Genomic DNA, 19,940 nt, shown 5'->3' on the forward strand with positions numbered 1-19,940 from the left:
TGCATGCAATCGGACTCAATAGATACAACTCAAAATATGACACAGCAATATGTGCATTGGTTCCGAAACTCAGCGCCGTATATCAACGCCCATCGTAATAAAACCTTCGTTTTAATGTTTGGCGGCGAAGCAGTTCAATCACCAAATTTTCAACATATTATTCATGATATTGCCCTTTTACATTCTCTCGGCATTCGACTCATTCTGGTTCATGGAGCACGACCACAAATCAGTGCAAATCTTGCTGAGAAGAATTTAGATAGTCCTTTTCATAATCATCGTAGAGTAACAACACGTGACTCATTAGGTGCGGTCATGTCTGCCGTAGGCTCAATCCGTTTACAAATCGAAGCCTTATTGTCTATGGGACTTGCAAATTCACCTATGTATGGTGCTCGCATTGATGTGGTATCTGGTAATTTTATAACAGCTAAACCTTATGGCATTCGTAACGGTATCGATTTTCAACTTACCGGTGAAGTGCGTTCAGTCGATGCAGATGCGATTCAAAAACATTTGGACAATCACAATATTGTATTGCTTGGCCCCTCAGGTTATTCAACCACTGGTGAAGTTTATAACTTGCTTGCTGAAGAAGTGGCGACCAAAACAGCTATCCAACTCGGTGCCGATAAACTCATTTTTCTCGGTTCCGAACAAGGTTTAATGCAAAGCCCACAGCAGTTGTTGCGCGAAGTGACCCCGCATCAGCTAGATCAACATATTGACGTTGCTTTAGAGCAAAATTATGAATTGGCATTGCATTTACAAAATGCCAAGGAAGCCTCTTTAAATGGCGTTAACCGCGTTCATTTATTATCTTATGAACATGATGGTGCATTAATCGAAGAATTATTTACTCGTGATGGGCATGGCACGATGATCACCGATGCACATTATGAAGAAGTCCGCACAGCGACGATTCAGGATGTCGGTGGATTAATCAGTTTATTACGCCCATTAGAACAAGAAGGCATTTTGGTATACCGCTCTAGAGAACGCTTGGAAAATGAAATTGATCATTTCGCTGTGATTGAACGTGACGGTATGGTTCTGGCTTGTGCAGCATTATATCCAATACCAACTGAATCAAATGAAATTCGTTCTGCAGAAATAGCCTGTGTGGCAGTACATCCAAGTTACCGCAAATCAAATCGTGGTAGCCAAATCTTGCACTATTTAGAAGAGAAAGCAAAAAAGTCTAATATCCAACAGTTATTTATTCTTACGACACGAACCGCACATTGGTTTTTGGAACAAGGGTTTGTCAAAGCATCGGTGGATGACTTACCACAAGCGCGTCAGGCACTTTATAATTTCCAAAGAAACTCAATTGTTTGTAAAAAGCCACTCTAAAGTGGCTTTTTTATTGCACCCTTATGAACTGCTTTATCTTTCTTTTATATATCGATATTCCTAGTTGAACTATGTTCACAATCATTCGATATATTCATACAAATCATATCCTTATCACAATTGAATATTTTAATATATATTTATATATTTCATAAACTTAGAAACAAAAATATCTTTATTCTTAGATTGAGCCTTTTGCATTTTTTTAGATATTTTTTTCTCTTTTAATTTTATCTTTTTTATTCATTAGGAATTCCTGAATTCTTATTTTTTACGAAATAGAAAATTCATTAACTTAGGCGCGTTACATGACGCATTTATTTTTTTGATTTTTTTTATTTTTAAGTTTTCAGGATTTTCAATATGAGCAGCTTTAACGCTAATCTTTGGAAAAAAACACTCATTTTGTCTTCTGCGTTAACAGGTGCTTTGCTACTCACTGGTTGCGACTCAAAAAAAGAAGATAAAACCCAAGTGTTAAATATCGGTTATCAAAAGTATGGCTTACTGCCCGTGATTAAAGAACGTGGTGAATTAGAAGCCGCGTTGAAGGATCAAAACATTCAAGTGAAATGGGTAGAGTTCCCAGGTGGACCACAACTGTTAGAAGGTTTGAATGTCGGCAGTGTTTCATTTGGTGAAGTCGGTGAAGCACCCCCTATTTTTGCCCAAGCAGCGAATTCAAATTTGGCTTATGTCGCAAATCAACCTGCGACTCCACGCGCTGAAGCGTTGATTGTTCAAAAAAATTCGAACATCAAAGATATTCAACAACTTAAAGGTAAGCGTGTAGCGTTAAACAAAGGTTCTAACGTTCATTATCTTCTCTTGAAGATCTTAGAAAAGAATCATTTGACGCTTGATGATATTGAAGTGGTTTACCTACCACCATCGGATGCTCGTGCAGCATTTGAGCGCGGTGCAGTCGATGCATGGGTAATCTGGGATCCGTTCTTTGCAGCGGCAGAGCATCAAATCGGCGCACGTGTTCTCGCTTCTGGCGAAGGGCATGCCAATAACTACCAATTCTATATGGCTGATCGTAAGTTCGTTGAACAGAATCCTGAAATTATACAAACCGTTGTTCAAGAACTTAATGAAGCATCTGATTGGATTGCTTCCAATAAAGATGAAGCCGCTCAACTGCTCGTGAAGCCTACAGGTCTAGATTACAAAATTCTTCAAACCTCAATTGGACGTATAAGCTTCGGCGTTTATCCAATTAGTACTGAAGTTACTCAACATCAGCAAAAAGTTGCCGATGTATTCCATCAACAGAAATTGATTCCAAACAAAATCAATATTCAGGCCGCAATTATTGCGCCTACACCCAAATAACAACATGAAAAGGTGATGAACATGACTCAATATCAATCAGGAAATACAGCACACACTTGGTTTAAAACCTCAAGTCATTCAATGACAACGATGCTATTTGCCTGTGCGATGTTGGGTTGCTCAGCTGCATGGGCTGTTGATCCCTCAGTGAAAGAATTACGCATTGGCTTCCAAAAATCTTCCGTAAATTTGGTGATTGCTCAACAGCAAAAACTGTTTGAGCAAGAATTTCCCAATGCCAAAATTACATGGAATGAGTTCCCTGGTGGTCCTCAAATTTTAGAAGCACTTGCAGTGGGTTCAGTGGATATTGGTGCAACAGGTGATACCCCCCCTGTTTATGCGCAAGCAGGAAACAAACCTTTGCATTACATTGCTTATGAGGCGGCGAAGCCACTTTCTTCAGCAATCTTAGTGCCGCAAAAATCCAAAATTACTCAGCTTAAACACCTCAAAGGCAAGCGTGTCGCAGTACATCGTGGCTCTAGTTCACATTATCTATTGGTCCAAGCCGTCCGAAAAGCAGGTTTGCAATGGAGCGATGTAAAACCAATTTGGTTAAGTCCTGCTGATGCACGCGCAGCATTCCAAAAAGGTGCTGTTGATGCATGGGCCATTTGGGACCCGTATTACGCTGCTGCTGAACTTGAAGATAAAGCAAAAGTTTTGACTACTGGACAAGGGCTGAGCCCGAATTACACGTTCTATCTCGCTTCAGGCAAGTTTATCGACAAACATCCTCAAGCGATTTCAGGTGTCATTGAACAGATTAATCTTGCTGATCAATGGGTTCAAAAGAACTTAAAAACTACAGCAACGATTTTTGCCAAAACAACAGGTTTAAAGCCGAATGTGAGCCAAACCTTTGTTCAGCGCCGACCTCGTCCATCTTATGCAGCACCTTTAACCGCGAAAGTCATTGCAGATCAGCAACAACTGGCTGATCGCTTTGCTGAGCTCAAAATCATTCCTAAACCGATACAAATTAACCAAGTCGTATGGACTGGTAAGTAACTCATATTAAGGACTTAAGTAATGAAAATTTTCTGGTTTATTCCTACTCATGGTGATAGTCGCTACCTAGGTACAAGCAAAGGCGGACGTGTTGTCGACCATGCCTACATGAAACAAATCGCTGTGGCGGTGGATAATCTAGGTTATGAAGGTGTGCTTATCCCGACTGGTCGTTCTTGTGAAGATCCATGGTTGACTGCCGCAAGTTTAATTGATGCCACCAAAAATCTTAAATTTCTCGTTGCTTTGCGTCCAGGGGTAACCACTCCTGCACTGGCTGCACGTATGGCAGCAACCTTTGACCGTCTTTCAAATGGCCGTGTTCTATTGAACTTGGTTACTGGTGGTGATGAGCAAGAGTTAAAAGGTGACGGCGTCTATGAAGATCATAAAACGCGTTATAAAACTGCGACTGAATATACTACGATTTGGCGCGAAATTTTAAAACGCTCACATACGGGTGAAAGCTTCACTTTCCATGGTGAACGTCTAAGCGTGGACGATGCAAAATTATTATATCCACCCGTCCAAAAACCTTATCCACCATTGTGGTTTGGTGGTTCTTCTGATGATGCTGTTGAACTGGCAACTGATCAAGTAGATACCTATTTAACTTGGGGAGAGCCTCCAGCAGCGGTTAAAGAAAAAATTGAAAATGTCCGCGCTAAGGCGGCAGCTAAAGGTCGCACCCTAGATTACGGTATTCGTTTACATGTCATCGTCCGCGAAACCAACGAGGAAGCATGGAGAGCTGCTGAAGAATTAATTCAGTATGTTGATGATGAAACCATCGCTGCGGCACAGAAAAAATTTAAACAAATGGACTCTGTTGGTCAACGTCGTATGGCTGAACTTCATAATGGAGATCGCTCGAAACTTGAAGTGTCACCAAACTTATGGGCTGGCGTAGGTCTCGTCCGTGGGGGTGCAGGCACGGCATTAGTAGGTGACCCTGAAACTGTGGCGGCACGTATCCAAGAATATGCAGATTTAGGCATTAATACCTTTATTTTCTCGGGTTATCCGCACCTTGAAGAATCAATTCGTTTTGCTGAATTGGTATTCCCTCTTCTACCATTAGAAACACGCCAAAAACTGACTCAACCTAATCTGACTGGTCCTTTTGGTGAGATTGTCGCGAATAACTATACTCCTGAAGAAAATAAAAAAGGAGATCAGGTTCAGGAGCCGGCATGACAACAGCGGTAGATAAAACTCAAAAACATTCTATCGTGTTGAGCAAAACCAAGGTGGTTAAACCTGAAGGTTTTCTCTCTCGAGGAATCAAACAACTGGGGCAACGTTTGTTGCCTTGGTTAGTACCCATTTTTCTTATTGTGATTTGGCAACTGGCTTCAGTCACTGGCATTTTAGAAAGCCGTGTCTTGCCTGCTCCAACCGCAGTGGTTTTAGCTTTTTGGCATCTATTGCTCAGTGGTGAACTGTGGACACATGTCCAAGTCAGTGCGGGACGTGCACTGATTGGCTTGCTGATTGGTGGGGGCTTAGGATTATTTTTAGGATTGTTAAATGGCTCATCTAAAGTAGCCTCTACGTTACTCGACACGACCCTACAAATGATCCGTAATATTCCAGCTTTATCTTTAATTCCATTGGTGATTCTATGGTTTGGAATTGACGAATTTGCCAAATTATTTTTGGTTGCGATTGGCGTGTTTTTCCCAATTTATATCAATACGTATCACGGTATCCGATCTGTAGATCCTCAGTTGATCGAGATGGGCAAGAGTTATGGTTTAACACGCTGGCATTTATACAAAGAAATTATTTTACCAGGTGCTCTTCCTTCCATTTTAGTTGGTTTGCGCTTCGCACTAGGTTTAGTTTGGGTTCTTTTAATTGTGGCTGAAACCATCTCGGCACAAGCTGGAATTGGCTACATGACCATGAATGCGCGTGAATTTTTACAAACAGATGTCGTTTTAGTTGGGATTCTACTGTATGCCCTACTTGGTAAATTAGCGGATGTACTCGCGGTTGCCTTAGAAAAATATTTATTACGCTGGCATCCAGGCTATAAAAAATAGGAATGCGTATGACTGATTTAAGTATTTCAAATCTCGCTGATGAACATGTCATTCCAGATCATGCCAGATCAGCTCCACAAAAGATCGGTGCAGAAATCAATATTGAACAACTGCACAAGTTCTATGGCAAAGTTAAAGTATTAGAGGATTTAGACCTACATATAGAACCTGGTGAATTTGTTGCCATTGTGGGTCGAAGTGGCTGTGGTAAGAGTACGTTGTTACGGTTAATCGCGGATTTAGAACAACCGAGTTATGGTGAGATTAAATTTAAATCTGCACTGAACTTTCGTGAAGGTATTACCATTGATGACATCCGCGTCATGTTCCAAGATCCTCGCCTATTACCATGGAAAAGCATTTTAAAAAATGTGCAATTGGGCTTAGATAAATCCCAGCATGATAAGGCTGACGCATTATTGGAAAAAGTTGGCTTAAATGAAAAAGCTGAACTTTGGCCTGCACAACTTTCAGGTGGACAACGTCAACGAGCAGCGCTAGCACGTGCCTTGTCTCATACCCCTCGAATACTATTACTTGATGAACCTTTGGGGGCTTTAGATGCGCTTACGCGTTTAGACATGCAAAATTTAATCGAGAAACTATGGCTAGAACAAGGCTTCACCACCATCTTAGTCACACATGATGTCAGTGAAGCTGTTCAGTTAGCAGATCGTATTATTTTGCTCGATAAAGGTCATATCGCACATCAGTTCAAAGTAGATTTACCACGACCGCGACAAAAAAATGTCAAATTTGCAGAGCTTGAACAACAAGTTTTAGAAGCCGTACTTTCAACTTAAGCGATACAAAATATGACATTCTGAATTGTTGAATAAGGTAAATGGAAGTGTCTAATTTTCGTCGGAAAATTAGACACTTTTCGTACTGATAAATGGCTTTTTTTAATTAAATTAAAAGATATTCTCGATCAGCATTTCCCACATGAGTAATATGTATTTGTTTATCAAATAAATTGTACATGTGTCTTATTATTAGTTTTATCACTTAACTACACAATTATTCTTCATATTCTTTTGCAAATGCCCTAATCCTTGTGCACAAATCGCACGTTTTACCGTACAATTTGAGGTTCCTTTTTATAATTTACTGACGAGATGGAACAAAAGAAGAGTACGCAAAAACGTCAACAGCTTTTAGCTGCTGCATTAGATGTGTTTTCTGTGTATGGTTTTAGTGGTGCAAGCTTAGATGAAATTGCACAACTCGCGGAAATGCACAAATCGAATATTTTCTATTACTATGAAAATAAAGAAGCGCTCTATGTCGAAGTGCTGACTACTGTCATGCAAAAATGGTTAGCTCCACTGCAAATGTTGGAAGCTGATTTAGAGCCTGCTGAAGCGATCACGCAATATCTCATGCAAAAGATTGAGGTTTCCCGTACTCAACATAAGGCATCAAAATTATTTGCTTTAGAAATTATCCAAGGCGCACCACATATCCTGCCAATTTTGAAAGGCCCATTAAAAAAACTCTTCAAACGTAAATCTAAAGTCATTTCCACGTGGCAAGAGCAAGGCAAAATATCAGACAAGATCGATGCTGAGGTTTTAATTATTAACCTTTGGGGTATCACACAAAACTATGCTGATTTTAGCACCCAAACTGAAATGGTAACGGGAAAAACCTTACGGAATCGCACCATGTATCAACGTACCATCGAGCATACAGTCCATATGATGCTATACGGTATTTTACCTCGACCATAATTGGTTTATCTAAATCTCTTCGAGATTGATCTCTGGCATACGACCATAGTTTCTATGGTCGCCAAAATCTTCAAAATTTAGTGTTCCATACTCTGATATAAAGCCAATAATTTTTGAGCGCCCAACAACAAGTTCTCCTCCCAATCTAAATGTGCGGTGTCGTTTGCCCCATCTGTAATGTATTTCACGGAAATCAAACGAACGCCAAGTTTCTTACATACTTTGGCGAGCGCATATCCTTCCATATCAACCAACTGACATGGCACCTTAGGTTCACCAGTTTCAAAGCTATCGCCAGTCCCACAAATGCCCTTGGGAAGATGTTGAAAATACGGCTCTAGGTTAATCGCTTCGGGAAATTCCTGATCCATCGGTGTAACACCAACTTCAAAGCCAAGCGGTGAAACATCCATATCTCGCTGTACAAATGTCGTTACTTCAACCAAGGAATGTGCATCAAAATGCGAACTTCCTGCTGTTCCTAAATTCAGCAAAATTGTGCATCCCGTTTTTTGAATCACTTCAAATGCTTTAAATGCTGCATTCACCTTACCAATACCACTGTAATGTACTGCAATATTTTCAGCTTCGAATAATCCTTTAGATTCACTTGCTAAGGCCATAATTAGGGCTAGATCAGACATCACTTACTCATTAAATTTCGAATGGAATACATTAGACAAAAATATATCCCGAAATAAAAGTTTCTTTGATCTAATGACTCAAGCGTCTTGATCTAGAATAAGAAAAGTATTGAATAAAAACACAACAACAAGACGAAACTGTGAGAATATGGCAATATATAGCCCAAATTAATTTTAGTCACCATTTCGCCCATGAAGCTACTCCGTCTGAATGCTTTAGCGCCCAACTTTCAATTGCCCAAAACTGCCGTCACCATTGGCAATTTTGATGGTGTTCATTTGGGTCATCAGGCGATGGTTCAGCAATTAAAAGACATTGCACAACAACAAGATTTAAAAACTGTGGTGATGATTTTTGAGCCACAGCCTTTAGAATATTTTAAAAGTTACGATGCACCACCACGAATTAGTTCATTACGTGAAAAAGTGGAACATTTGGCTGCACTTGGTATCGACTATATTGTTGTTGCCAAATTTGATGACACTTTCCGTAATTTAAGTGCGGAAGAGTTTGCTGATATTCTAAAATACAAACTGAATACCCAAAGTCTGGTACTCGGTGAAGATCATCATTTTGGGAAAAACCGACAAGGTAATAGCCAATTCTTGCGCGATTATGGTTTTCAAGTCACCGATTTAGATAACGTTGAACTGAATGGCGAGCGTATTAGCTCCACCTTAATACGCCAAACTTTGGCTGCAGGTGATCTTAAAAAAGCTGCGGAGCTACTTGGTCGCCCGTATAGCATTACGGGTCGTGTTCAATATGGTGATCAAATCGGTCGCACCATTAACTTTCCAACTATCAATGTTCGTCTAAACCGCCATAAACCCTGTTTGCATGGCATCTATGGTGTTGAAGTGATTTGTGAAACAGAATCGTTAAAAGACAAAGTTCGCAATGAAAATGCCGAATATCAAGGTATCGCTGGTTATAAGGCTACAGCCCTTTTCGGTGCAGGACATGTCGGCACCCGACCAGCCATCGAACAGGAACATCCAGAGTGGCGATTAGAAGTACATTTCCCTGATGTTTCTGCTAATCTGTATGGCCTGTTAATGCGGGTAACATTTTTGAACTTTGTTCATGGCGAAAAGAATTATCCTTCGCTAGAAGCACTCAAAGCTGGGATCGATGATGATGTTGAGCAACTGCTTGAGTTTCGCCGAAACAACCCCAACTTTCCTTATTAATACTCCTTAATTTTTGTAAAACGCGTCAGCTTTAGACTGATTAAATTGGAAGACAACTTGCATGAGCGATAAGCAAACTCCTGAAAATGCAGTGGACTATAAAGCCACGCTAAACCTCCCAGGTACTGACTTTGCGATGAAAGCAAATCTCGCAGTACGTGAAGCGAAATGGTTAGAAGAGTGGTATGCCGACAACATTTATCAGCAGATTCGTGCGTCGCGTATTGGCAAGAAAAAATATGTGCTTCATGACGGCCCTCCATATGCAAATGGTCAAATTCACTTAGGTCATGCGGTTAACAAAGTCTTAAAAGACATCATTATTAAAAGCCGAGTAATGGATGGTTTTGATGCACCATACGTACCAGGTTGGGACTGTCATGGTCTTCCAATTGAACTTAAAGTTGAAGAAAAAGTCGGTAAAGTCGGCGTAAAAGTAGATGCTTCTACATTCCGTAAAGCCTGCCGTGAATATGCTTACACACAAGTTGAACTGCAAAAGAAAGACTTCGTGCGTATGGGCGTGTTTGGTGATTGGGACAATCCGTACTTAACGATGAACTTTAAACAAGAAGCCGACATCGTGCGTTCATTGGGTGCTATTGCCAAAGCAGGTCATATCGAACCAGGTCTTAAACCCGTCAACTGGTGTTTAGACTGTGGTTCATCATTGGCTGAAGCTGAAGTTGAATACGAAGACAAAAAATCAGACGCAATTGATGTGGGTTTCAGCGTTGTTGATTTAGCTGACCTTTCTGCACGTTTGAGTGTAGACATTGCTGAACGTACCGACATCGTGATTTGGACCACAACACCTTGGACCATGCCTGCTAACCAAGCAGTGGCACTCCACGCTGAACTTGAATACCAATTGGTGAAAGCCACTGGTGAAGAAAGATCTGCGCAAAACTTCATTCTTGCAAAATCATTGGTTGAGTCAGCGACTCAGCGTTATGGTTTCACTGCATTTGAAGTGCTTGCTGAATTCACAGGTTCTAAACTTGAAAACTTACTGCTTCAACATCCTTTAATCGCTGAACGCCAAGTGCCAGTGATCTTGGGTGAGCACGTCACCGATGGTAGCGGTACAGGTGCTGTACATACGGCTCCGGGTCACGGTGTGGACGACTATAAAGTTGGCTTACAGTACAACTTAAAAGTTGAAAACCCAGTCGGTGGTAATGGGGTGTATTTACCAACATCGCCAATCTTCCCGGGCGAACACATCTACAAAGCTAATCCAAAAATTATTGAAGCATTGACTGAAGCAACCAAGCTTTGGGCACATGTCGTAATCAAGCATAGCTACCCGCATTGCTGGCGTCATAAAACTCCAATTATCTTCCGTGCGACACCACAATGGTTCATCAGCATGGATGCCAAAGGTCTACGCCAAGGTGCATTGAACGCGATTGAAAATGATATTGAGTTCGTACCAGATTGGGGTAAAAACCGTATTCAAGCGATGATCGAAGGTCGCCCAGATTGGTGTATCTCTCGCCAACGTACTTGGGGTGTGCCAATTCCATTCTTCGTTCATAAAGATACTAACGAGTTACACCCTCGTACACCTGAATTGATTGAAGAAGTTGCGAAGTTAATCGAGCAAGAAGGTATTGATGGTTGGTATAACCGTGATGCACGCGAATTCATCGGTGATGATGCAGATTGCTATAACGCTGTTCGAGATACTTTAGACGTATGGTTCGATTCAGGTACAACACACTTTGCAGTCCTTCGTGAACGTGAAGAGCTACAAGACCCTGCTGATTTGTACCTTGAAGGTTCAGACCAACACCGTGGTTGGTTCCAATCTTCATTGTTGACTTCAATGGCAATCAACGAACGCGCACCGTATAAAGGCTTGTTGACACACGGCTTCGTGGTCGATGAGAAAGGCCGTAAGATGTCGAAATCGATCGGTAACGTCATCACACCGCAAGACATCATTAAAGATATGGGTGCTGATGGCCTTCGTTTCTGGATTGCATCTGCAGACTACCGTTATGAAATGACCGCAGGTAAAGAAATCTTTAACCGTGCCTCAGACGGTTACCGTCGTATTCGTAACACATTGCGTTTCTTGTTAGCAAACTTAAATGGTTTCCAACCTGCGACTGATTGCTTAGCGATTGATGATTTGATTGCACTTGATCAATACATCTTGCAACGTGCTTCAGAAGTGCAAGAAACCATTAAGAAAGCTTACGAAGATATGAACTTCCATATCGTGACAAGTGCGCTGACGAATTTCTGTATCAACGATTTAGGTGGTTTCTACCTAGACATTATCAAAGACCGTCAGTACACCACCAAAGCAGATTCTCAAGCACGCCGTTCTGCACAAACTGCGTTGTACCATTTGGTTCAAGCATTTGTACGTTGGATGGCACCTATTTTAACGTTCACCGCACAAGAAGCTTGGCCATTGATTCCCGGTCAAACTGAGAAATATGTCTTCACTGCTGAATGGTATGATATTCCGACTGCATCAAGTGCCAATGTCGTATCAGAAACTGAATGGCAAACATTGATCAATGTGAAATCGGCAGTAAATAAGTTTATCGAGGCAGCACGTGGTGCGAAAACTGTGGGTTCAAACTTGTCTGCTAAGGTTGAGCTTTGGGCGAATGATGAACTTAAAGCCGTTCTAGACAAATTAGGCGATGAACTTCGTTTCGTTCTCATTACTTCACAAGTGATAGTCAATAGTTTCGATGCAGCACAAGGTGAAGTATCTGACTTAGAAGGCTTGAATGTGAAAGTTTCTGCTGCTGACGGAGAAAAATGCGTTCGTTGCTGGCATGTTCTGCCTGATGTGAATACACATCCATCACATCCAGGACTATGTGGTCGTTGTATTATTAACCTCCCTACAGGTCAAGGCGAAGAGAGAAAATATGCCTAATCCACAAAATAATAAAAAAGGTTTATTCCAATTCTATCCCCACAATTTGTGGTGGATAGGATTGTCTATTGTTGCCATTATTTTGGATCAATGGACTAAATGGATAGCAAGTACACATCTGACTTATGCAGACCCTGTACCTGTTTTACCTTTTTTAAATTGGACATTACTACATAACTACGGCGCTGCCTTTAGTTTCTTGTCCGATGCCGGTGGATGGCAACGTTATTTCTTTACATCACTTGCAGGAATTGTCTCGGTTATTTTTGTGTTTTGGATTATGCGTATGCCAAAAAACATGAAAGTATTGCCTTTAGCCATCGCACTCATCTTAGGTGGGGCGATTGGTAATCTTATTGATCGAGTAAGTTTAGGCTATGTTGTAGATTTTATTCATGTCTACTATAACAATAGCCACTTCCCTGCTTTTAACCTTGCAGATAGTGCCATTACTTTAGGTACCATCTTAATGCTGATCGATACTTTTTTCTTAGAGAAACATCGTATTCAACGTGCGGAAGCGCAAAATGACTAATTTTATTAATCCAAATGAAGATACTCGCATTGAAGCGGGTTCAAAAGTACATTTACACTTTTCAGTAGCCATTGAAAATGGTGTTGAAATTGATAATACCCGTAGTCGCGAAGAACCTGTAAGCCTCGTGATAGGTGATGGCAGCTTATTGCCTGGTTTTGAAAAAGCTTTATTTGGCTTACGCGCGGGTGACCGTCGTACAGTAAGTTTACCTGCTGAAGATGCTTTTGGCCCTTGGAACCAAGAGAACGTGCAAAAATTTGATACTGTTAAATTTGAGCAACGTCCTGCTGAAGGTCAAATGATTGAGTTTGAAGATAAAGCAAAGCAGTCATTATATGGTGTGGTTAAATCGGTTGGTGATGATATCACTGAGGTCGACTTTAACCATCCGCTTGCTGGTAAGGACATTACTTTTGAAGTTGAAATTTTCAAAGTAACACCAGCAGGTCAGCAAGGCATCAAAATTATGTAATGCCTGATTCGTACATAAAAAAGCGCCTTATGGCGCTTTTTTTTAGATACATTTTCGATCTACCTTTAAAAAAAAACATTTTAAAGTCAGTGTGATAACAGTTAGAAGGATAAATTTGGTGAATATTCAAATTATTGTGGGAAGCATTCGAGAAGGCCGCACAGCCATTAAAGTTGCAAATTGGGTTCAAAACACGATTTCATCATATAACTACAGCACGATTAAGACAGAAATTGTGGACTTAAAAGAATGGGATTTACCGTTTTTCGCTGGAGCAAATCCACCACTAACGGGTATATATGATCAACCTAAGCAACAAGAATGGGCTGCTCAAATCACGAAAGGTGATGCATTTATATTTATTAGTCCTGAATATAATCATGGATACAGCCCTGCACTTAAAAATGCACTCGACTATTTAGGTAAAGAGTGGAATGGAAAACCTGCTGCTTATGTCAGTTATGGCGGTAGTAATGGCTCTCGCTCTATCGATCAAATCCGTCAAGTTGCTACGCAATTAGGTTTAGTCGACTCAAATGCCGTGGTTGAGATTCGCGATATTTTTGCACGCAATCGCAATGAAACATTCGAAGGCAATGAATTCGATGACAAAGCGCTTAAATCTGCGTTTGATAAAATTGTGCAATATGTAAGTGCGTAATAATCATCTTCAGATCATCAGTAGGTGCGCGATTACAAATACCGAAGACACTTTGATCGAGATAAAATTATAGTTGAAAAAGTGAACCCTCTAAAATTAGAGGGTTCTTTTTAGATACAGATCCCAATGAATTAACTAATTTTGTCCAACCGTTAAACTTTGATTCCCTATACATTTGCATCCACATGCCAAAGGTGAATTATGCTGTGCGGCGGGTTTTCCCATAATAACCATTTTGCTGTCACCCGCAACAATTGTCGTCACCGTTTTATGTTTAGGACAGGTGGCCTTATCCCCTACACAAGCAACTGGCTTACCTTCGATTAAGAAAGAACTATTTGCTGAAATAACCTGCCCACCACCAGTGGTTGGAGAGCCAATCGTAATATAAGGGAAAGCCATACACTTGTTCCTTTTATAATATTTTATTGAACTTCAAACTCGATTCTTCGATTTTTCTTACGACCCTCTTCCGTTGCATTGTCTGCAACAGGTTCATCAGCACCCATACCCGCTGTACTTAATCGTGAAGGTGAAATATTCTTGGCAATCAAATATTGTTTTACTGCATCCGCACGTTGCAAGCTCAATTCTTTGTTTTTCTGTGGATTACCTTGACTGTCAGTATGTCCGATGATTTTGACATTTTTGCCTTGAACTTTGTTTAGCGCAACCACCATTTCGTCTAAAATTTGTGTGCCTGCTGGTAAAAGTGTGGCACTTCCAGAAGCAAATTCAATAATTCGATTTTTTAAAGCATTATCAATGATGGCTTGTTCTGCATGATTCACAGATAACTGTGCATTAAAGCGATAAGGTGCCACAACTAAATTTTGAAATGTATTTTGAGTCGGTACGATATCATTTTGATTGAGGACTTTACCTGTGAGCTCAACTTGTGTTCCTCTTACACTCAATTTTCCTTGAGAAACTTTTTTAAGATCAGGTGTAATGACTTGTGTCACGGAATCACTCCATCCATTGGGTGCAGTGACAGGACGAACCTGAATTTTATCGATAATTTGGTCTTGGCTATAGACCACTTTCATTTTATTCAATATGGCCTGTTTGCTCATCTCGTTAGGAACAACTCCCTCAACGATAATTTCTTTCGCAAACGATATAACACTTATACTCAATATCGAACTAAGCAATGAAATCTTTAATAAGGTTTTCTTCATCATTATTCTTCTATAAAAGTCTGTCGGAATAATTTCATTCCTTGATTTAAACTCAACTGTCGTTCGCACAAAGATTGCTCGAGTGCAGCAAGACCTGCATTTTGCTCCAAATAGCGATCAATCCACTGTGCTTGTACCAATGAAACCCAATGTTCAGAGCTTAAGTTCTGATTGAAAATATCACTTAATGCTTCAATATCTGCGCCCTGAAAGCCAAATAATAAAACTGGACGTTCTGAATGAAGAATACCAATTAACACTTCGGTATTATGTTTTGGCAAAAATCTTGCAATTAAACTAACCCAGAATGCTGCGATTTCATAACAAAAACTAGGGTTGTGAATCGGTAAAATTAACACCTTATTCAGTTTACTCGTTCCATTTTTTAATACAGGTTGGAGTAAAAGACCTAGTCCAATCATGCTTTGTGCAAGCTCATAGACCGATATTTTCATCATTTGTGCAAACGAATGCATGGTATGATTTTCAAAAAAAGCGGTTGATTCAGTTACATCAAGAACTTGAATTTCTTTTTTGAGCTGAGCCAGTTTTTCGATTAAATCATCAGCATCTCGAATTTGACGAATCACTCGGTTTCTTTGAAATAAGTCAATCAAAACTGGCTTATAGCTATAAGGTGCATAGAGCAAATTTTGGTAGGGTGCATCCACTTCCAATAAGTGACTCAACACCATAGGAAACTGACGACCTGAGCTGTCTTGGCTGGTCACTAAGTTTGCAACCAAGAACATATTTTCACGCGGATTGGCAATAAAGAAATCTAATGATGCCAAACTTTGATAATTTTGATCGAAGTTTGGATTTCTCATTGCCATTTCAAGTGCTTCAGTAATCCACTGATCAATCACTTGAATCAAAGAATACTGTCCTTTGGTTTTCAGAAAATCGCCACGAGCAGGACTCTTACCATAGTACAAAGGCGTTGTTTTCACACTGTACATATCGCCTCCTACTGATGATCCATCTTAAGTTGTACTCCATACATCATGGCTGTGCTCCTTGTGTTGCATTTTGCAATGCCGTATTCGTTGAATTCTCAGCTTGAGGTGCTGGTGTTGGTGCCTTTTGAGCAGATACCACACGTGCTGTCGCCTTGTTGGTCGTCACCTTATCAACCAATTGCAAACCGTTTAAATCACGATTAGAGCCAACGCCTGTTCCACCTTGACCTGAATTCCCACTGATCAAACGAAAGTTTACTTTTACCGCTAATGATGGTTGTTGAGCACTTGCCCAAGTCATTTCGATGACACCATTTTGATCACGACGTTGCGAAGAGTCGATCAAACGATTGATCCCGTATTCACCTGGTGCATCAAAAATCGTATGCGTTTTCCCTTCGAGATCGACTGCAGTAATACGTGCTCCAGGAATAGCACCAGTATTCGGCCAAACAAAGTTCACCCACTGTTGGATACCATTTTCAAAGACCATACGCTGACCATCAATATCAATCGTATAAGACAGCAACTGTGGATTAGACAATGGATAGAATTGGAAGTTGGACTGATTGGTCGCAGCAGGCGCAGAACCTTGTGACAAAGTACCTGTAGCTACACCGTTAAGTGGTGAAACATAGCGTTGGAAACTCATCACAAATTGTGGATTCAAGATAATGCCTTGGTCTTTCCACGTTTTAGAAGTCAGTGTGTAGCCACGACGAATCACAAATGGATCGAGCGTTTCTTTAACAAAATTGGCAATACTACCGCCCTCACCGAAGATTTGACCGATTTCACTACTCGTCGCTTGGATTGAAGCCGAGGTATTGAATGGAACCTTTTGGCTCAGAGTCTGATTGAACGGTTGATAAGCTTGCATCACCCATAATTTATTAATCTCATCTTGTGCTGGCGTGATTAAGCTTGCAAAGGATTGTGTCAGTGGACTCACCAAAAGCTTTTGAATGAGCTTATTGTCAATATCATTCAGACCGACCGTCAGTTTTTCATCGACAAGTTTTTGCGTAGTATTAAATACTGAGGTTTGTTCATTGATGGTTTGTTTTACCAAAGCCATCGCATTTGGGCCAATATCCCCTGCATTTCGGAGGTCATTGAACTTACTACGTACCTGTGCGAGATTTTCTAAATACTCATCAAGTAATGATTTATTTTGCTGATCATCACGTTTACGAACCAACTGATAAAAAACGTTAAATTCTTTTGAGATAGTACCTTGAGCGCGCTCAGCTGCACGTTGAATTTCATTGGTATTATCTTGACGAAGAATCTTGCGTTTAAACCAAGCGATAAATCCTGTTTGTGGAGCAGCCAATTCCGCTTGAACCACAGGGTTATCCCAATTGGTTTCTTTCGCTGTATGCTCAATCAGCAAACGTATCGGGGAGTTTTGAGGCTCACCCAATAAATCTATAGTTTTATGTTGCTGGGCAAAATCAGGTTGTTTTGCATAATAAATTCCATTCAAGAATTTACGCCACTCTGCGATATATTCTTTCTTATAGAGTTCAGTCAGCTGCTTACGAATTTGATCTGGACTACCACTAAAGGTGAGGTCATCTGATTGATTGCTGTTCAACACCCAGTCACGACTGTCTGTCGGACTATTCGCAGCTTCATCAATGGCTTGATCGATATATTCGTTCCATGCCTTATATGTAAATACCCCAGGAAGAGCATAAGAACCTAATACGGCACTACGATTGTTCTCACCTACAATTTGAGCTGCTGTCACTGCTGGATATCGTACGGCAGCACGCATTTTGATCTCATTATAAACTCGATCACGTGCTGGCATACCCTTCATCACCGCCAACAATACTTGTCGGCTTTGATCAACCAATTGCGCATCCGCTGACAACTGTGGGAATTTTGGATCATTCGCCAATGTCATGGTATAGGTCAGCACCTGCTCCGCTTTTTGGATCATTTCACCACGTGGCATTTGTCCACGATTGGCATCTAACCATGAACGCCAAAAGCGCGTAACCTGATCACTCAGATGACTTGCTTCCATATATTTTGAATTGCTCATCATCAAATAAGCTTTCAATGCGTTGTAAGCATCTTGGGGATTCGAATCAGAAGGTTCCAAAGCATTTTGTGCAGGTTTAGCCGATACTTGCTGAATTTCAACATTAACGTGATTTTCTTTTAGTGTCGCTTCATTATTTTTGACACGTTGCAAGAACTGGCCAATATTTTGTTGAGACGGTTCTAAAACAATTTGTCGCACACCGTTTAAATATTCGGTTTTAAGTTTTTCTCGCAGATCATTACCTTGATACAAACCAAAGCCAAATTTTAATGGACGATCTTCTTCAAATTGATCTAACTGTTCTAAACGCTGTTGTAAAATTAGTAACGAGTCGAGCTGTGTCGCCAAATGCTGACCTGATGCCTGCTCCATTTGCATCACTTTATTCAGATCGGCTTGAACATCTGCGATCAACTGTTGGTTGTTACGGTAAGACCACACCCACAGGCCTAAAATTACAGATACCCCAAGTAAAGCTGCAATAAAACTCAAATAACGTTGGCGCTTTTTCGCTGGGTTAATATGTTGCTTCACCAAGTTTTTATCTTTCAGAATGACATCTGAAAATAATCCCTTTAAGAAATACCCATGATTCTGTGATACAGAATTTTGTGGAATACCATGTTCGCTGTTCGGAATTTTCTGAAGTCTAAATTCTTGAGCAATTTGCTCCGTCATTGGACTCTCGATCGTTCCTTCTTGTAAGGCACTCGTGAAGTAAAAACCACGGAATACAGGTTTGAACTGATACGGGTTTTCCTCAAATAGTGTTCCTATAAAAGTTTTGAGTGCTGGCTTTAAAGTCTTAAACTCAAGCGGAAAAGTCATCACACTTGGTGAGATATTCTGTGCATGACGGCGACTTAAATGAGTCGTACTTACGCTTTTCAATCCATCATACAAAATATTGTAATGATGCTCGAATAGATCAACAGCATTTTCAGATGAATCTGGATTATAAGGCAGCGTTGCTCCCCAAACTTGGTCAAATTCATCCTGATCATAGCAATCAAAAAACTCAGTGAATCCTGCGATCAAATCCATTTTAGAAAACACCAAATACACAGGTGCAAAGATTTCTAAACGTTCCGTCAAATCTTGTATACGTGCTCTCAAGTTTTTAGCGAGTTTCAACGATTTTTCAGGACTTTGACTAACTAACTCGGCAATACTGACGGTGACAATCAGTCCATTAATCGGCGCTTTAGATCTATTTTTTTTGAGCAAGTTCAAAAAACCAATCCACTCAGAGTGATCTTCTGCATAGACTGAGTAACGACCAGCCGTATCTAACAACACCCCTTCTGTTGAGAAAAACCAATCGCAATTACGTGTTCCACTCAAACCTGAAGACACTGCATTTTTATGCGTTTCTTCGAATGGGAACTTTAACCCCGAGTTATAAATGGCAGAACTCTTACCGGCAGCAGGGTTACCAATGACCATATACCAAGGCAACTCATATAGCGCTGCATTCCCTTTTTTATCACCCAGCTTTGACTTACGAATGAGCTGAATTGAATCCTTCATCTGTTGATGAACCAATTGCAGTTCATCTTTATCCTTCTGCTTACCATACTCAGCTTGGGTATCTTTTTCGATTGCTTCCGCCAATTCTTCCCCTTGTTTCTCATGGCGTTTGCGTTGAATGAACCAATAGATTCCATAACCGATTAGACCCAGTACATAAGCCACCGCAAGCGGCCAGAAATACTGTCTAGGTATCGTGTGATAGGCAGACACTAAGGCAACAAACAATGACAATGCAATGATTGCCTTTGGGTTTGAAACGTACTGCCATACATAGCCTAATATCGTGTGCATTGTATTCT

At 40.6% G+C, this 19,940-nt stretch carries 17 protein-coding genes; 12 read left to right on the top strand and 5 right to left on the bottom strand.

Annotated elements, in window-relative coordinates; all coding sequences use genetic code 11:
* Nucleotides 1–3 precede the first annotated feature (3 nt).
* The 7 genes from argA to BMW42_RS04835 all read left to right on the top strand — a co-directional run bounded on the left by argA (nt 4) and on the right by BMW42_RS04835 (nt 7,489).
* A complete protein-coding gene (gene argA / locus BMW42_RS04805; protein WP_035264904.1) occupies nt 4–1,356 on the top strand; it encodes an amino-acid N-acetyltransferase in 1,353 nt (450 codons plus the stop codon).
* Nucleotides 1,357–1,719: 363 nt separating this feature from the next.
* Entirely contained in the window at nt 1,720–2,694 is a 975-nt protein-coding gene (locus BMW42_RS04810) for a sulfonate ABC transporter substrate-binding protein (RefSeq protein WP_092766594.1), read from the top strand.
* An 81-nt stretch (nt 2,695–2,775) separates the two neighbouring features.
* Nucleotides 2,776–3,708 carry a sulfonate ABC transporter substrate-binding protein gene (locus tag BMW42_RS04815; protein WP_228143083.1) on the top strand — a complete coding sequence of 311 codons (933 nt, stop codon included), beginning with the start codon at nt 2,776–2,778 and terminating at the stop codon, nt 3,706–3,708.
* 21 nt (nt 3,709–3,729) lie between these two features.
* Nucleotides 3,730–4,905, top strand: coding sequence for an FMNH2-dependent alkanesulfonate monooxygenase (ssuD, locus tag BMW42_RS04820; RefSeq protein ID WP_092766595.1), 1,176 nt, complete (start codon nt 3,730–3,732; stop codon nt 4,903–4,905).
* Nucleotides 4,902–5,756: an aliphatic sulfonate ABC transporter permease SsuC gene (ssuC, locus tag BMW42_RS04825; RefSeq protein WP_092766596.1), complete on the top strand. Its 855-nt coding sequence runs from the start codon at nt 4,902–4,904 to the stop codon at nt 5,754–5,756. Before ssuD ends, ssuC begins: the two co-directional genes overlap by 4 nt.
* Before the next feature lie 8 nt (nt 5,757–5,764).
* Complete coding sequence (locus tag BMW42_RS04830) at nt 5,765–6,559, top strand: ABC transporter ATP-binding protein (protein WP_092766597.1); 795 nt, start codon at nt 5,765–5,767, stop codon at nt 6,557–6,559.
* A gap of 315 nt (nt 6,560–6,874) precedes the next feature.
* On the top strand, nt 6,875–7,489 hold the full coding sequence (locus BMW42_RS04835; RefSeq protein ID WP_035264923.1) for a TetR/AcrR family transcriptional regulator: 615 nt from the start codon (nt 6,875–6,877) through the stop codon (nt 7,487–7,489).
* A gap of 77 nt (nt 7,490–7,566) precedes the next feature.
* On the opposite strand, the gene BMW42_RS04840 is transcribed toward BMW42_RS04835, so the two are convergent.
* Complete coding sequence (locus tag BMW42_RS04840) at nt 7,567–8,136, bottom strand: phosphorylase family protein (protein WP_171260678.1); 570 nt, start codon at nt 8,134–8,136, stop codon at nt 7,567–7,569.
* A gap of 189 nt (nt 8,137–8,325) precedes the next feature.
* Between BMW42_RS04840 and ribF the strand changes: the two genes are divergently transcribed.
* The 5 genes from ribF (at nt 8,326) to BMW42_RS04865 (ending at nt 13,906) form a co-directional block, all read left to right on the top strand.
* Nucleotides 8,326–9,327 (top strand): riboflavin biosynthesis protein RibF, encoded by a 1,002-nt coding sequence (gene ribF / locus BMW42_RS04845; protein ID WP_092766599.1) that lies wholly within the window; start codon nt 8,326–8,328, stop codon nt 9,325–9,327.
* Nucleotides 9,328–9,388: 61 nt separating this feature from the next.
* The gene (gene ileS / locus BMW42_RS04850; protein ID WP_092766600.1) at nt 9,389–12,235 is read left to right on the top strand and encodes an isoleucine--tRNA ligase; all 2,847 of its coding nucleotides are present in this window, start codon (nt 9,389–9,391) and stop codon (nt 12,233–12,235) included.
* Nucleotides 12,228–12,770, top strand: coding sequence for a signal peptidase II (lspA, locus tag BMW42_RS04855; RefSeq protein WP_035270556.1), 543 nt, complete (start codon nt 12,228–12,230; stop codon nt 12,768–12,770). Before ileS ends, lspA begins: the two co-directional genes overlap by 8 nt.
* Entirely contained in the window at nt 12,763–13,245 is a 483-nt protein-coding gene (locus tag BMW42_RS04860; RefSeq protein WP_092766601.1) for an FKBP-type peptidyl-prolyl cis-trans isomerase, read from the top strand. Before lspA ends, BMW42_RS04860 begins: the two co-directional genes overlap by 8 nt.
* A 118-nt stretch (nt 13,246–13,363) precedes the next feature.
* Entirely contained in the window at nt 13,364–13,906 is a 543-nt protein-coding gene (locus BMW42_RS04865; protein ID WP_092766602.1) for an NADPH-dependent FMN reductase, read from the top strand.
* A gap of 135 nt (nt 13,907–14,041) precedes the next feature.
* On the opposite strand, the gene BMW42_RS04870 is transcribed toward BMW42_RS04865, so the two are convergent.
* From BMW42_RS04870 to tssM, 4 genes are read right to left on the bottom strand one after another with little or no spacing between them, the layout of a single operon-like run.
* The gene (locus BMW42_RS04870; protein WP_092766603.1) at nt 14,042–14,308 is read right to left on the bottom strand and encodes a PAAR domain-containing protein; all 267 of its coding nucleotides are present in this window, start codon (nt 14,306–14,308) and stop codon (nt 14,042–14,044) included.
* Nucleotides 14,309–14,331: 23 nt separating this feature from the next.
* Nucleotides 14,332–15,090: an OmpA family protein gene (locus BMW42_RS04875; RefSeq protein WP_092766604.1), complete on the bottom strand. Its 759-nt coding sequence runs from the start codon at nt 15,088–15,090 to the stop codon at nt 14,332–14,334.
* Entirely contained in the window at nt 15,090–16,049 is a 960-nt protein-coding gene (tagF, locus tag BMW42_RS04880; RefSeq protein ID WP_092766605.1) for a type VI secretion system-associated protein TagF, read from the bottom strand. Before tagF ends, BMW42_RS04875 begins: the two co-directional genes overlap by 1 nt.
* Nucleotides 16,050–16,092: 43 nt before the next feature.
* A complete protein-coding gene (gene tssM / locus BMW42_RS04885; RefSeq protein ID WP_092766606.1) occupies nt 16,093–19,932 on the bottom strand; it encodes a type VI secretion system membrane subunit TssM in 3,840 nt (1,279 codons plus the stop codon).
* Nucleotides 19,933–19,940 lie beyond the last annotated feature (8 nt).

The organism is Acinetobacter sp. DSM 11652 (genome assembly GCF_900109815.1).
Classification (GTDB): Bacteria; Pseudomonadota; Gammaproteobacteria; order Pseudomonadales; family Moraxellaceae; genus Acinetobacter.